The 13,445-nt window shown below is 43.2% G+C and carries 16 protein-coding genes; 10 read left to right on the forward strand and 6 right to left on the reverse strand.

What is annotated here, in order from left to right; translation table 11 throughout:
- Positions 1-39: 39 nt before the first annotated feature.
- Entirely contained in the window at positions 40-1,005 is a 966-nt protein-coding gene (locus JCM15548_RS04530; protein WP_083984968.1) for a LamG-like jellyroll fold domain-containing protein, read from the forward strand.
- A 101-nt stretch (positions 1,006-1,106) separates the two neighbouring features.
- Here the strand turns inward: JCM15548_RS04530 and JCM15548_RS04535 are convergent, their stop codons facing one another.
- The 5 genes from JCM15548_RS04535 to feoB form a co-directional block, all read right to left on the reverse strand.
- A complete protein-coding gene (locus JCM15548_RS04535) occupies positions 1,107-2,348 on the reverse strand; it encodes a BACON domain-containing protein (RefSeq protein ID WP_062122704.1) in 1,242 nt (413 codons plus the stop codon).
- A complete protein-coding gene (locus tag JCM15548_RS04540) occupies positions 2,348-3,628 on the reverse strand; it encodes a glycosyl hydrolase 115 family protein (RefSeq protein WP_062122706.1) in 1,281 nt (426 codons plus the stop codon). The genes JCM15548_RS04535 and JCM15548_RS04540 overlap by 1 nt, the downstream gene beginning before the upstream one ends.
- Positions 3,629-3,630: 2 nt before the next feature.
- Complete coding sequence (locus JCM15548_RS04545; RefSeq protein ID WP_062122708.1) at positions 3,631-4,020, reverse strand: hypothetical protein; 390 nt, start codon at positions 4,018-4,020, stop codon at positions 3,631-3,633.
- 174 nt (positions 4,021-4,194) lie between these two features.
- Entirely contained in the window at positions 4,195-4,392 is a 198-nt protein-coding gene (locus tag JCM15548_RS04550) for a FeoB-associated Cys-rich membrane protein (protein ID WP_062122709.1), read from the reverse strand.
- An 11-nt stretch (positions 4,393-4,403) separates the two neighbouring features.
- Entirely contained in the window at positions 4,404-6,902 is a 2,499-nt protein-coding gene (feoB, locus tag JCM15548_RS04555) for a ferrous iron transport protein B (RefSeq protein ID WP_062122710.1), read from the reverse strand.
- Between the two features lie 178 nt (positions 6,903-7,080).
- Between feoB and JCM15548_RS04560 the strand changes: the two genes are divergently transcribed.
- Complete coding sequence (locus JCM15548_RS04560; protein WP_083984969.1) at positions 7,081-7,377, forward strand: thiamine-binding protein; 297 nt, start codon at positions 7,081-7,083, stop codon at positions 7,375-7,377.
- 45 nt (positions 7,378-7,422) lie between these two features.
- On the opposite strand, the gene JCM15548_RS04565 is transcribed toward JCM15548_RS04560, so the two are convergent.
- Positions 7,423-7,791: a DUF3276 family protein gene (locus tag JCM15548_RS04565; RefSeq protein ID WP_062122711.1), complete on the reverse strand. Its 369-nt coding sequence runs from the start codon at positions 7,789-7,791 to the stop codon at positions 7,423-7,425.
- A 288-nt stretch (positions 7,792-8,079) separates the two neighbouring features.
- On the opposite strand from JCM15548_RS04565, the gene nusB reads away from it, so the two are divergent.
- The 8 genes from nusB to JCM15548_RS04605 all read left to right on the forward strand — a co-directional run bounded on the left by nusB (position 8,080) and on the right by JCM15548_RS04605 (position 12,891).
- Entirely contained in the window at positions 8,080-9,024 is a 945-nt protein-coding gene (nusB, locus tag JCM15548_RS04570) for a transcription antitermination factor NusB (protein WP_062122712.1), read from the forward strand.
- A 39-nt stretch (positions 9,025-9,063) separates the two neighbouring features.
- Positions 9,064-9,510, forward strand: a complete 447-nt coding sequence (locus tag JCM15548_RS04575) for a DUF1573 domain-containing protein (RefSeq protein WP_062122714.1) — start codon at positions 9,064-9,066, stop codon at positions 9,508-9,510.
- Between the two features lie 115 nt (positions 9,511-9,625).
- The gene (gene yajC, locus JCM15548_RS04580) at positions 9,626-9,943 is read left to right on the forward strand and encodes a preprotein translocase subunit YajC (RefSeq protein WP_062122716.1); all 318 of its coding nucleotides are present in this window, start codon (positions 9,626-9,628) and stop codon (positions 9,941-9,943) included.
- A gap of 87 nt (positions 9,944-10,030) precedes the next feature.
- Entirely contained in the window at positions 10,031-10,501 is a 471-nt protein-coding gene (locus tag JCM15548_RS04585) for a hypothetical protein (RefSeq protein WP_157482418.1), read from the forward strand.
- Positions 10,402-11,061: a CdaR family protein gene (locus JCM15548_RS04590; protein WP_083984970.1), complete on the forward strand. Its 660-nt coding sequence runs from the start codon at positions 10,402-10,404 to the stop codon at positions 11,059-11,061. The genes JCM15548_RS04585 and JCM15548_RS04590 overlap by 100 nt, the downstream gene beginning before the upstream one ends.
- A gap of 11 nt (positions 11,062-11,072) precedes the next feature.
- Positions 11,073-11,675 carry a dephospho-CoA kinase gene (gene coaE, locus JCM15548_RS04595; protein ID WP_062122722.1) on the forward strand — a complete coding sequence of 201 codons (603 nt, stop codon included), beginning with the start codon at positions 11,073-11,075 and terminating at the stop codon, positions 11,673-11,675.
- A gap of 22 nt (positions 11,676-11,697) precedes the next feature.
- The gene (locus JCM15548_RS04600) at positions 11,698-12,414 is read left to right on the forward strand and encodes a TerB family tellurite resistance protein (RefSeq protein WP_062122724.1); all 717 of its coding nucleotides are present in this window, start codon (positions 11,698-11,700) and stop codon (positions 12,412-12,414) included.
- A 48-nt stretch (positions 12,415-12,462) separates the two neighbouring features.
- Positions 12,463-12,891 (forward strand): DUF5606 family protein, encoded by a 429-nt coding sequence (locus JCM15548_RS04605; RefSeq protein ID WP_062122726.1) that lies wholly within the window; start codon positions 12,463-12,465, stop codon positions 12,889-12,891.
- Positions 12,892-13,445: the final 554 nt, after the last annotated feature.

The raw sequence follows: 13,445 nt of genomic DNA on the forward strand, positions 1-13,445 counted from the left end.
TGATACAAATAATTTTAATTGTTAAACCTAAAACAAAAAATGATGAAAAAACTTTACGCACTTTCAGTACTATTATTGGGTGCATTGTCTATCAATGCACAGACTGTTTTATACAGTAACGACTTTGAAGATGGTGTAGGTGATGCCACCATTGTTGGTAATGGCGAAATCGTTGCCGCCGAAAACACAGCTTTTGGCAATGTTTTTCACAATGCTAAAGGGGGACAAGCCGTTAGAGCCAATTACCTGCTTTTGCCGGAGACTGTTTTTGCTGACCTTCAGGCAGAAGACCTGGCATCTGCAACAATCACGGAATTAACGATTTCTTTCTGGGTCAATAAAGGAACGGATACCGCCAATGAGTTCACCCCCATTTTTTCTGCCTACGCTGCAGCGCCTATTGATGGTGCCAATACCTGGCCCATGATGGTTTTGCAATCACGTTTATTGGCCCAGATAAATAATGCCGGCTGGACGGATTTTACAAATGAGGAGAATGTGGATGGTACCAATACAGTATCAGTGGAATGGTTGGCTGATAATAACTGGCATTTTTATGCAGCCACATTTAGTCCGACTCAAGTAAGTGTTTATGTGGATGGTGTGGCTCAAAACACCTGGAATGTTTCCGAAGCTGATGGTAATACCGTGAACGGACTTTTTACCAATGGTGCCGACTTAAAATACGTTAGTCTGGGTGGAAATCAGGCCTGGAATTGGGGTGATGTGGATCCTGCTTTCATGTTTGATGATTTGGCCATCTATTCCGAGGTGCTGACAGTTGCTGAAATGGAGGCTATTATGACAGCCAAAACGGCGTCTACCTCCATCACCACTCCTGAGGTGGAAGCCAACGGACAAGTAGTGAGTGAAGCTTATTACAGCATTACCGGTGCTAAGGTGGGTGGTGATTTTGAGGCATTGACACCTGGTATCTATATCAAACGTGCGGTTTACAGCAACGGTGCTGTTAAGAGCTCTAAGATTGTTAAAGCCAACAGATAATTTTTTAAGTGACTACCTGCTCGTGTTTTTATAGCAGGTCATAAATTACAAAGGGGAGCCGTGCGGCTCCCCTTTGTTGCTTTTAATGGCTGATGATTTTATTATGGTTGAACGATGGTTTCTTTTTGTGCGGAGTAGGATTTTATGGCCCCGCCTTTATCGATGACAATGCGGTCGATGATAATGCCCGGATCGAGGGCATATATTTTGAGGGTATGCCGACCGCCTTCGGGTAGGTGATGTTTGGTTTTCAATACAGTGCTGTTACTTAAAACGTTTTGCTTCCATTCTTCGCTTCGGCCAAAGGTTTTGTGATCTACTATTTGTGGCGCCTCTTCGTTAACACCAATGCCGATACGGTTGCTGTAATCCTGGTTAAGCGGATGCACGGGCAGGGCATAAACGGTGACGGTTATTTCTCCACCTCTGTCGGTTTGGAAATCATATTCCAGTGTAGAGGGATTCTTTAGTTCGGGGTCAAATTGCTGCTCTTTAATTTTGAGGGGGTTGACCCAGACGGAGTGACCCGTGTAACCCAATCCTTCCAGCACATCCCAACCGTAGCTGCTGGTGTTGTTTTGTCGACTGAAGTTTTCGGCGTTGATGGCGATGTAACCCCGATCTTCGACAAACAGGGCTTCCTGACTGGTATGTGAAATGTCCTGGCGATTGGCATAGACCTGAAGACTGTAGTTTTTGTCCCCGTCACTAAAGCGGACAGATCCTCTTAGTCGGCCCGACTGTGGCGCCTTGTCCCAGTCAATGGAGACAAAGAGTCTTTGTTGCTGACTGCCGGGTTCAGCGGTCAGGGTGCCTGAGGTCTGGTCAATTTTAATCCAGTCTTCTGATGCACTGGCGGTCCAGTCGAGTGGCGCCTCTTTCTTTAAAAAGATATCTACAAAATACGTCTGCCGCGTGCTGCTGTTGAAGGAGGGTAAATAGGTGGGACCTTTGATGGCTTTGACCCGTCGAATGTCCTCGTCGCCTTCTACGGCCAGTCCCCAATGGGTATCCACATTGAAATCCCATTGTGGAATGGCTGGCAGGTCAAAGACGGGGAGACTCCGGGGCTGCATGTACATCATGTTTTCCCACTTGCCGTCGGCCACTTGGTGGTTGTAATATTCGGTGAGCTGTTGAATGGAATCGTAGGCGGCTTTTGATTTTTGGGCCAAATCGTTGGCGATTATTCGGTTTTGAGAGGCGTAGTAATAGGCTTTTTCAAGATACAGGAACTTTTGGTTGATAAGACCGGCGCCTTTTACCGGATACTCTACCAGCTGGTAGTAGGCGTCTGACAGTCGGCCCGGTATCTGGTGTTTGAGCTGATCGGTGCTTTGCATCAGGCTTCAAAACGGTTGAGCCGTTTTTGTGCCTCGTCACCGGCTTCAAAGTGGTTGTATGCTGTGAAATGGGTCTTTCGGGTGGGTTCGGTCTGACTCCAGCCCATGAATTCGGGTCTTCTTTCAAAGTTTAGCTGGTGGTATTCCCATTTCAGGTCGGCGATGCTTTGGCCCGCTGCAGGGCCAAAGATTTGACTGTACCATTGTTGCATATGGGCACGAACCTGAGGGCTGCTGGCAAAGTTGTCCATGTTCCAGGCCATATCCATAAACAGGGAAAGGTTGTATTCCAGGGGTTTGATGTCCCCGACATTCACAACCCAAATCTCGCGGGAGTTGAAATAGTAGGCCTTGGCCATTTCTTCCCACACTAAAACGGGATGGGTAGAGCTTAACCATAAGTAATCGTGGGGTCTTCCCCAATAGGAGAGGTGGTAATAGATGCCACTGCCGCCTGCTCGTTTTTCTTCTTTGGGACCGGAAAACCGGTGGATGTATCCGTAGTTATCGTCGGGCCAGACCAAGGTAATGTCATCGTCTAAATCCATTCCTGCATCATAAACATCCAAAACTTCCTTATAGGTGGTGAAGGCCTGCGGTACTTTTGAAGGATAGGGGTTGACGTGGCGACTCAATAGCAGGCGTTGTTGTTCTATGATGTCTTGTAAGGCATCCACCTGCTCTTCCATGCTGCCGGCGCCTACCATGCCGGAGTCGTGAATACCCCGCATGCCCAGAGTGTAAATGCTTTCGTTACCGGCACTCTCTTCCACACGTTTTTCCCAATAGTTGAGAATGGTTTCCCGGTTGGTAAAGAAGTTGAAGTCACCATGCTCATCACGGTGCCACTCATCCACATTGTTCCGTAGCATGGGCTCTGCGTGTGAACTGCCTACCACAATGCCGTAATCCTGTGCTGTTTTCGGGTTTTCAGGGTTGCTGTAAAAGGCATTGGTGCAGGGGTGCATGGCGGGCCATATGAAGTTGCCGCGCAGACGTAAAAGCAGTTCAAAGATGGCGGCGTAGGTGCGTGGACCAATGTTGCCTTCTTCGGGTTCGAAGGTTTTAGAGGCCCAGGGATTGAGTCCCCAGCATTCATCGTTGAGAAAGATGCCCCGGTACTTGACAGATGGGGGAGAGGAGGTGGTGTTGATGGACGGGATGCTCACTTCATCCAATGGTTTGGGGATGACATCTGCCCACCAGTTCCAGGGGGAAACGCCTAATAATTCGGAGAGATGAAAGATGCCATAGGCGGCTCCGCGCTTATCGGATCCCATTATTACAAGCGCTTTTTTAATGGGGCCGATGGGGTTCTTAACCGATTCAATGGAGAAAGTTTCCCATTGGCCCTCAATTTGGCTGAAGTTGATTGTTCCTGATCCGGACAGTTGCTGCAGGAGTTGGCTGCCTTGAAGGGAGCCGACGATGATGCATGACTGCCACTGTTCTCAAAATGGTGGGCCATGGCCGGTTTAACACCAGATAGTAATTCAATATCTCTGGCCAGTGCTTCTGCGGCCAGTTCAACGGTTTTTTCATCCTTAGAGTCAAAAACAATGGTGACCGGGCGTTCCTGGGAATGCTTGAGAAAAGCGTTTTTTTGGCCTGTTAACACAAGTGGAAACAGGAGCAGGAAGAGAAAGATGCTGAATGGAATGGTCTTGTACATGGTCGGTTATATTTGAACATTTTTAATGTAAGTGAACAAATATAAAAACTTTTTAGATGTAAACCATATAACAGAGACGGCCCTGTCCTTCCATTTACACTCGGGGAAATGGCTGATCTTTTGTCTATACAAGTTTGTGGGCTGGTTGGGCAGGTGTCAAAATTAGCTGACAGATTAGTGGGGTTTATAGTACAGCTCCTTTTTTTTCAGTTTCACAGCTTTCATAATGTAGGCTTTGTCGCTCCCACATGAACTGCATCCGCTGGCACAACCTGATTGGCTGGAGGAACTGAATAATATCTGCCAAAAGCTATAGCCTGCATAAGCAAAGGCGGCTATTACGGTGATGTAAGTAAGAAGGTCCTGTAACATAATGCATCTTTTTAAAAAAATAAACGCCCTATCTGATAAACGCCAAATGAAACCAGCCAGGCCAGGGCGGTGGTGTAAACTATGGTGAATATGGCCCATTTCCATGCGCCGGATTCTTTTTTTATGGCGGCAATGACGGCAATGCACGGAAAATAAATCAATATAAACATTAAAAAGGAAAGGGCGATGAGCGGCGTAAAAACTAAATTCCCCTCTTTGTCGGTGTCGGCCCTAAGGTTTTCAACCAGGGCTGTGCTGTTTTCGTCTTGCTGGTGAGCCGATTGATACAAAACGGACATGGTGCTGATGACAATTTCTTTGGCGGCAATGCCACTGATTAAGCTAACGCCCATTTTCCAATCAAACCCCAGGGGTTTGATGACGGGTTCTACGGCATGGCCTAAGCGACCGATGTAGCTCTCTTCTTGCTGAATAACATGTTCTTTTTCTTCCAATGTTTTAATTCGGGCTTCTTTCTCTGCTGTTAGTTCTTGTTTCTGATTGGTTGAAGAAGCATCTCTTATACTAGAATCATATTGTTGGCTGATTTGTTCAATCTGGGTTTGAATTTCCTGAGTCTTGCTGCTTTCGCGGGGAAAGTAGCCTAAAAACCAGATGATGATGGAGGCGATTAGAATGATGCCACCCATTTTTTGAAGGTATTGCTGACCTTTGTGCCACATATGACGGGTGGTACTTTTAAGGGTTGGCAGTCGGTAAGGCGGCAATTCCATGACAAAGGGAACATCACTTTTGGTAAATATGAAGCGCTTAAAGAGTCGGGCAACAATAACGGCTAACAATATCCCTGTGGCATATAGGGCAAATAATATGGTTCCCGGATATTGCGGGAAAAAAGCGGCAATAAAGAGAATGTATACCGGCAGGCGGGCGCTGCACGACATAAAGGGATTAATAAGTATGGTGAGCAGGCGACTGTTGCGGTCTTCGATGGTTCGGGTGGCCATAATGGCCGGCACATTGCAGCCAAAGCCCATGATTAGGGGGATAAAGGATTTACCATGCAGACCAATTTTATGCATCACTTTGTCCATAATAAAGGCGGCCCGTGCCATATATCCGGTGTCCTCCATAAAGGAGATGAAGAAGAAAAGAATCAATATATTGGGCAGGAAGACAATGACTCCTCCCACACCTCCAACAACGCCATCGATGAGCAGGTCTTTGAATGAACCTTCGTTCATAATTTGGCCCAGCCAGTCGGACAATAAAGCCACACCTGTTTCAATCCATGCCATGGGGTATTGCCCCAAGGTGAATGTGGCCTGAAACATGATCCACATAAAGAGAAAAAACAATGGGAATCCGATGAGTTTATGGGTCAGGAAATTGTCAATGGCATCGGTTCTCCTTCTGCGCTGTATGGGGTTTTCCTTGAAGGTTTCTTTCAGGGCCCCGGCTATAAAACCATATCTGGCGTCGGTAAAGGTGGTTTCTATATCTTCGTTCCGGCAATCTTCAATTTTTTCTTGCTGGCTTTCAACTTCCTTTAGAATTTCATGGTAATTCTTCTTTTTGATGTACTTGTTATAGCCCTTGTCTTTTTCAAGCAATTTAATGGCTAAAAAGCGCGGTGGAAATTTGGTGGCCAGTTCCTGGTCCAACTTAATCAGATCCTCTACTTTTTGAATGGATTTTTCAAGCTGATTGCCAAAATTGATCTTAACCGGACGGGCTTCACGGACTTTATCTTCGTAAACGTTAATGGCCTTGTCGAATAGCTTATTAATGCCTTTGCCCTTGGAGCTAACGGTGGGCACAATAGGCATTCCCAACATTTTTCCCAGATGCTTGTAGTCCAGATTGTCGCCCCGCTTTTGAAAATCATCAAACATGTTGAGCGCAATCACCACTTTTACGTCCATGTGAATCAATTGGGTGGTGAGGTACAGATTGCGCTCAAGGTTGGAAGCATCCAGGACATTGATGACGATGTCAGGGGTTTGCTGACTAATGTGTTCACGCACATAAACTTCTTCCGGACTGTAGGCTGATAGGGAGTAGGTGCCTGGTAAATCCGACAGATGCAGGGTGTAGCCTTTGTGCTCAAAAGTGGTGCTTTTTACATCTACGGTTACGCCGCCATAATTGCCCACATGTTCATAGGATCCGCTGGCCTGATTGAATAAGGTGGTTTTGCCACAGTTGGGATTGCCAACGAGGGCAATGTTAATGGTTTTCCTTTTCTCACTGACGACCTTCGCCAGGTCTTCATCTGTTATGCTGGTGCCATGGTATTCCTGCTCTGCAAAATGAATGGCTTCCTCAACGGTCACCACTTCTATTAATTCGGCTTCGCTTCTTCGTAAGGATATTTTGTAGTTCAGTATCTGATATTCTATGGGGTCTTTGAGGGGCGCATTTTTTATGACGAGAACTTTTTTTCCTTTTACAAATCCCATTTCAATGATGCGGCGCCGAAAGGCACCATGTCCCCTTACTTTTATTATAATGGCTTCCTGACCGTTGGTGAGTTCAGCTAATGTCATTTCTATATTTTGTTTTGACCTGTATTTACTATCTTTGAGCAACCTTGTATCTAGCCTGAGAAAAAGAAGATGTCAGGCTAAAGAGGTTACTGACCATTGGACCGGCAAAAATAACATTTGAGGTTGGTCTTTACAATCCCTATTATTAGGGTTTTTTAATCGAATTAATAAATAGTTTATGGACGAAAAAATGGTGAATGTGGCCGTACAGGTTCTTCCTGTTGCCCGGGATAAAAGGTCGTACGACATTGTGGATGCGGCTATTGCAGTTATAGAAAAGTCAGGCCTTAATTATATGGTCACCCCTTTTGAAACCGTGATGGAAGGCAAGTATGCCGAGCTTATGAAGGTGGTGAATCAGGTTCAGGCAGTTTGCTATGAGGCCGGGGCGGATTCGGTGATGTGTTATGTGAAAATTCAAAGCAGTCGTGAAGGCGTTGTAACCATTATGGATAAAATGGCCAAATATAAATAGAATGGCCGGATTCGGGTAAAAAAAAACGGCCCTAAGGCCGTTTTTTTATTTGTTTAAATCTTCAAAATCAATATCGGTATATTCCTTTGTAGAAACTGGTTCCAATATTTCTTCCCTGGTGTTTTCCTCACCCATTTCCTGCTGAGCCTTCTTAATAAAATCAATGGCTTCAGTTAGTCCATCCGAAAATTTATTAAAATCTTCCTTGTAAAGGAAAATTTTATGCTTTTCGAAAAAGAAGCGGCCGTCATCTTCAAATCTTTTCTTGCTTTCAGTAATGGTTAAGTAGTAGTCATTTTTCCGGGTCGCCTTCACATCAAAAAAATAAGTTCTTTTACCTGCTCTTACTGCTTTTGAAAAGATCTCATCTCTGTCATTTCTTTCAAAGTCTGCTGTTTTGTCAAATCCTTCCATCTCAATCTTTATTTTGGTGTTAGAAAAAAAGCGCTTTCAGTTTCAATAGTCAAAAGTGGGAATTATTTTTCTAATAACCCAAGCATTGTTTACAAAATTTTTTTAATATTTCAATTATTTAACCCGATATATGTTTATCCTTATTATCAGATATTAAAGATTCTGAATGGCATCGTATTTAACCATATATCTACATTTTCAGTCGATTAGGACAAGTTCATGATTGGATTATTTAAAAAATAGACTATTTTTGTTGTTAGTATTTATATCTAAAAAGTTCTTTCGGTAATGCTAAGTAGAAGATTGCTAAGAGTAAAGGTGATGCAAATGGTTTACGCCTTTAACAAACGCGGAGATGTTTCCATTCAGGAAATGGAAAAAGAATTGTTCCATAGTATCTCCAAGTCCTATGAATTATATCATTTTTTGCTGTTGTTAGTTACTGAAATTCATGCCTCTGCAGTGAGCCGGATAGAAAAAGGTAAAAGCAAAAAAATTCCATCTCCTGCTGATCTGAATCCCAATAGACGGTTTGTTGACAATAAAGTGCTGAAGCAATTGGCTACCAATCCCCATTTGCTTCAATATCAGGAAAGTTCCGGAATATCCTGGGCCTCTAATGCAGATGTGGTACGTTCTGTATTTAAGCAGGTGACGGAATCCAGCTTGTATGAAGACTATATGGAATCGGATTCTACAGACTACAATGATGATAAAAAGTTTATTGTTAAGCTGATAGAAAAAGTAATTGCCCAATACGAGCCTTTGTATGCACAAATTGAAGAACAAAGTATTTTTTGGAACGATGAAGCGGAATTTATCGCCAGTATGGTGATAAAAACGGTGAAGGAGTTTGAGGAAGAACGTGGTGATGAACAGGTTTTCCAGCGTGAATTCAAGGATGAGGATGATAAGGACTTTGTGGAGCGACTGTTCAGAAAGTCACTCCTGAATCAAAAGGAGTTTGTTGACCTGATCAAGAAGTATGCCCAGAATTGGGATTTAGAAAGGGTGGCCTATATGGACATCGTGCTCATGCAAATAGCCCTGACGGAAATTCTTGAATTTCCAAATATCCCCATTAAAGTTTCATTGAATGAATACATTGAGTTGGCCAAGCATTACAGCACGCCCAAAAGTAGTTTGTTCATTAATGGCATTTTAGATAAAGTGGTTGACCATTTAAAATCTGAGGGACGCATTAATAAAACAGGCAGAGGTCTGGTCGAATAATTCCGCCCTGGCCTTCACTTTAAATGATACTGGTATCCAATGAAGTTAAAGTTTTTTTCAGGATTGTTTTGGTCCGTTTTCGTTTTACTTTTTATGGCCTGTGGCCAAAGACAAGCGGCTGACTCTTACTCGGATGAGCAGGAGGTTTTTTCAGGATATGTTGGTGATTTAGGGAAAGGTGCCATCCTTAAGTTTGATACTTTGCACCACGGTTTTGGTGATTTGCAAAGTGGGGAAGAGGTGGCCTGCCGCTTTGCTTTTACCAACACGGGCACGGCTCCGCTTCTCATTCAGGATGTTAAAGCGGGTTGCGGTTGTACCAACGTGGAATATCCCAGGCAACCGTTGAAGCCTGGAGAAAAAGGAGTGGTGGAGCTGACCTATAACACCAGCGGTAAAAGGGGCATTCAGCAGCAAAATGTGGTGGTCTTGTCAAATGCCGAGGAACCGTCCATTGTATTAAGCATTACGGCGCAGGTTGAGTAAGCGACCTTAGGGTGTGGCGTTTTTACGGAACTGCTGTAAGTCATGCGCTACTTATTTGTTAATTGAATGGCATAATAGTACTTTTATAAATTATTAATAATTAATTCAGATCAATATGTTTAGTTTGTTTTTATCATTACCCCCACAAACCGCGGATGCACCAAATCCTTTGATGTCGCTTCTGCCTTTTTTGCTGATCATCGTGGTTTTTTATTTTTTCATGATTCGTCCGCAAATGAAACGTCAAAAAGAATTACGCAAATACCGTGAAGGCCTTAAAAAGGGAGATAAAATTATCACCACCGGAGGTATTTATGGACGCGTTGTTGAGGTTAAAGATGCTCAGGTGATTATGGAAATTGCAGATGAAGTGAAGATTAAAATTGATAAATCTGCGGTAATTATGGACATGTCTGATGCTGTTCGTAAGTAGTGAAATTTAATTTCAATATTGAAAGCCAATGATTACATTTGTATCATTGGCTTTTTAGTAGGACGACATTTTGCCCGGGCAATAGTTATGAAGATAAAGCATTATTATTCAAAAGTAGTTCTTTTCTTTCAGGAAAAGGATTCCAAAAAGCGCTTGCTGAAATTGAAGCAAATTCTCAGCAAACGCGATGCCTATGTCTTTTTGGTGTTTTTACTTATTTCGACCGGCTTTTGGTTTTTAAATGCTTTGCGGGATGATTACGTTACTGATTTCACCTATCCGGTTCGTTTTGTCAATGTGCCACCCAACGAAATTGTTGTGGAAGGAAAAAACCAAAAGGTGGATTTGAAAATCAAAGCCAGCGGATTCACCATTCTTCGTCAACGTCTCAGCAGTTCCTTTATTCCTGTCGTTTACGATATTTCTCAGATGAATAGGCTGGACAGGATGATAAGAACATGGCTTATGTTCTGTCCAGGAGCCAGTTGGGAAGGGTACGCGATCAGTTATTGGTTGGGATGGAGTTGGTGGACATTAATCCGGATACGCTGTTTTTGAACATGGACCGCTTAACGGATCGCAAAGTCCCTGTAAGGCTAAATGGGGAGATCAGTTTTGAAAAGCAGTTTATCCTGGCTGATAGCATTCGTTTTGTGCCCGACTCCGTGCTTATTTCCGGTCCGGCCTCTGTTGTGGACACTGTCATGGCGGTATATTCCAAACCCCTTGTCATTGAAAAACTGAAAGAGGACTACAGTCAGAAGATTGCCTTGCAAAAACACCCCTCTTTGAAGTTGGGACATAATGAGGTTGCCATTCATATCCAAATTGAGCCTTTTTCCGAAAAAACCATATCGGTTCCCATCGTGGTGTTTGGATTGCCCGATAGCTTACGGATGAAAACTTTTCCTTCCTCCGTTGAGGTAACCTTCAGAGCTGGAATGAGCCAATTTGATAAAGTTTCCCCAGAAGATTTTATGGTTCTGGTGGATGCCGAAGAAGTTTTAAAGGCCGACCGGCCAACGCGCCTGCGGGTGCGCTTCGATAAAATTCCCAATAATATTCAATCCTACGATTTTTCACCTATTTTTGTGGAGTATTTTTTGGAAAAATACTAACTGTTTTTCTTATGTATAAAGTTGGCTTAACCGGTGGCATTGGCAGCGGAAAATCTACTGTTGGCAGGATTTTTGAGATTCTTGGTGTGCCCGTCTATAACTCGGATCTGCGGGCCAGACATTTAATCAACCAACATCCGGATATAATAGAAGCCTATCAGTCGTTTTTTGGTTCAGATATTTATTCCAACGGAGAATTAGACAGAGCCAAGGTGGCTGAAGTTTTGTTTAAGGATGGCGACTTGCTCAATAAGGTGCAGGACATTGTACACCCCATTGTACATGAAGACTTTAATACCTGGATAGAACAGCAAAAAAGTCCGTTTGTTTTGAAGGAGGCGGCTGTACTCTTTGAGGGAGGTGGCGCGAGCACCGTGGATGATGTCCTGACCGTTACGGCACCTTTGAATCTGAGAATTCAAAGGGTTGTCAACCGGGATCAGGTCTCTGAACGGGAGGTCCAGGAAAGGGTCAATAACCAATGGAGCGACGAAAAAAAGGTGGCTTTAAGTCGTTTTGTCATCCATGCCGACGATGTCCGTTTAGTCATTCCCCAGGTTTTAGAGGTTTATCAGCAGATCGTCACAATTGGCAATAGTGCTAAAAAAGGTTAGATAATAGATAAAGTATTCATAGATGAAGTATTTAAAAGTTCTTTTTACAGCCGGCATAGGCTGGTGGATGGCGGGTCCCATAGGTGGAATTATTGGAATGATCATAGGTCATTTAATCGAAAATAGTAGTCTGCAACAAACGGTTCCTTTTGCTTCCCAACGCAATGGCTTTGTGGCATCCCTATTGGTTTTAATGGCCGCCGTCATGAAGGCGGATGGTAAAGTTCTGAAATCTGAGCTGGATTTTGTAAAGATGCATTTACGATCCATCCTGGGAGAGGAGCAGTCGCTTCAGGCCTTAATGGTTTTAAAGGAGGTGCTTAAAAAAGATATCCCCCTGGCTGAGGTTTGTCACCAAATTAGGGTTAATTTAGATTATAACGCCAAAATTCAGTTGTTGCATTTGTTATATGGCCTGGCCAAAGCAGATGGCTCCCTGGTGGCTGGAGAAGTCAAGGTTATTTACAATATATCCCGTATGCTTGGTATTTCCGAAGCCGACTACCAGTCTGTTTTAAACATGTTCTACCAAAGTCCCGAATCGGCCTATAAAATTCTGGAAGTGGATGCCTCCGTGTCCAATGAAGAATTGAAGAAGGCTTACAGAAAGATGGCCATTCGTTTCCATCCGGATAAAGTCAGCCACCTGGGAGAAGAGTTTCAGGCCTCCGCCAAAGAGAAGTTTCAAAAAGTGAATGAAGCCTATGAGCAATTAAAAAAGGAACGGGGAATGAATTAGTATTGTTGTTTCATCAATTATTGTATTTTTGCACCAAAATTTAGAAAAATGGTAAAAGATATTTTAGCGATTTCCGGTTATTCCGGATTGTTTAAACTTGTTTCTCAAGCGAAAAACAGCATCATTGTTGAATCTTTAGTGGATGGAAAGCGCATGCCCGCCTACGCAACATCCAAGATCAGTGCTTTGGAGGACATTTCCATGTACAAAATGGATGGTGATATTTTATTGGGTGAGGTGTTCTGTGAAATCTTTGACAAGGACCTGGACATTGATCCTAAAAGCGATGCCAAAGGACTCAAAGAGGGGTTCAAGCAGGTCGTTCCCGATTATGATGATGATCGTGTATATGTTTCAGATATTAAAAAGGTATTTGCCTGGTACCGTTTACTTAAAGATAAAGATATTATCAACGCTGAATCGGTAGCGGCTTATAAAGCGGATTTGGCCAAAAATGAAGACGAAGAAGAAGCTTAAAATTTTTCTTCTTGATTAAATGGCAGTTAGCGATTCATTCAGGAATTAGTTCCATTAAAGGTTTGGAAACTGGGAAAATTAAGCGTTACTTTGCATCCGCTTTCCAAGAGAGATCAGGTTCATCAAACGCGAAGAACCAGGAGAGCCACAAGATTGACATAGTGCTAAAGGAGTAGCGGGCGATCATATGTTTCATCTGTCAGAAAGAGGTAACAAGCTCATTAAAAACGGCTTCAAAAAAACTTTCAAATTTTTGACAAAAACATTTGGCGGTTAAAAATAAAAGGTCTTACTTTGCACTCGCTTTCCAAAAGAGGTTAGCACGCTGAAAAGCAGAACTGGCGCTGGAAACAGCAAAAAGGAAGCTTAAAAGCAAAACCAAATGATTGAACAATCACTTCCTTTTAGGAATGATTTACAATACAAGAAAAGTTCTTTGAAATTCTGATGCAATACCAAAAAATAAAGGTAGAATTAAAATTTAGGCAACATCCCTGAGAAATTGGATTTAAAGAGCCACAGGAAATTAGGTCTGGTTAATTTATTAATACAGG

This window comes from Geofilum rubicundum JCM 15548 (assembly GCF_000974365.1).
Taxonomy (GTDB): Bacteria; Bacteroidota; Bacteroidia; order Bacteroidales; family Marinilabiliaceae; genus Geofilum; species Geofilum rubicundum.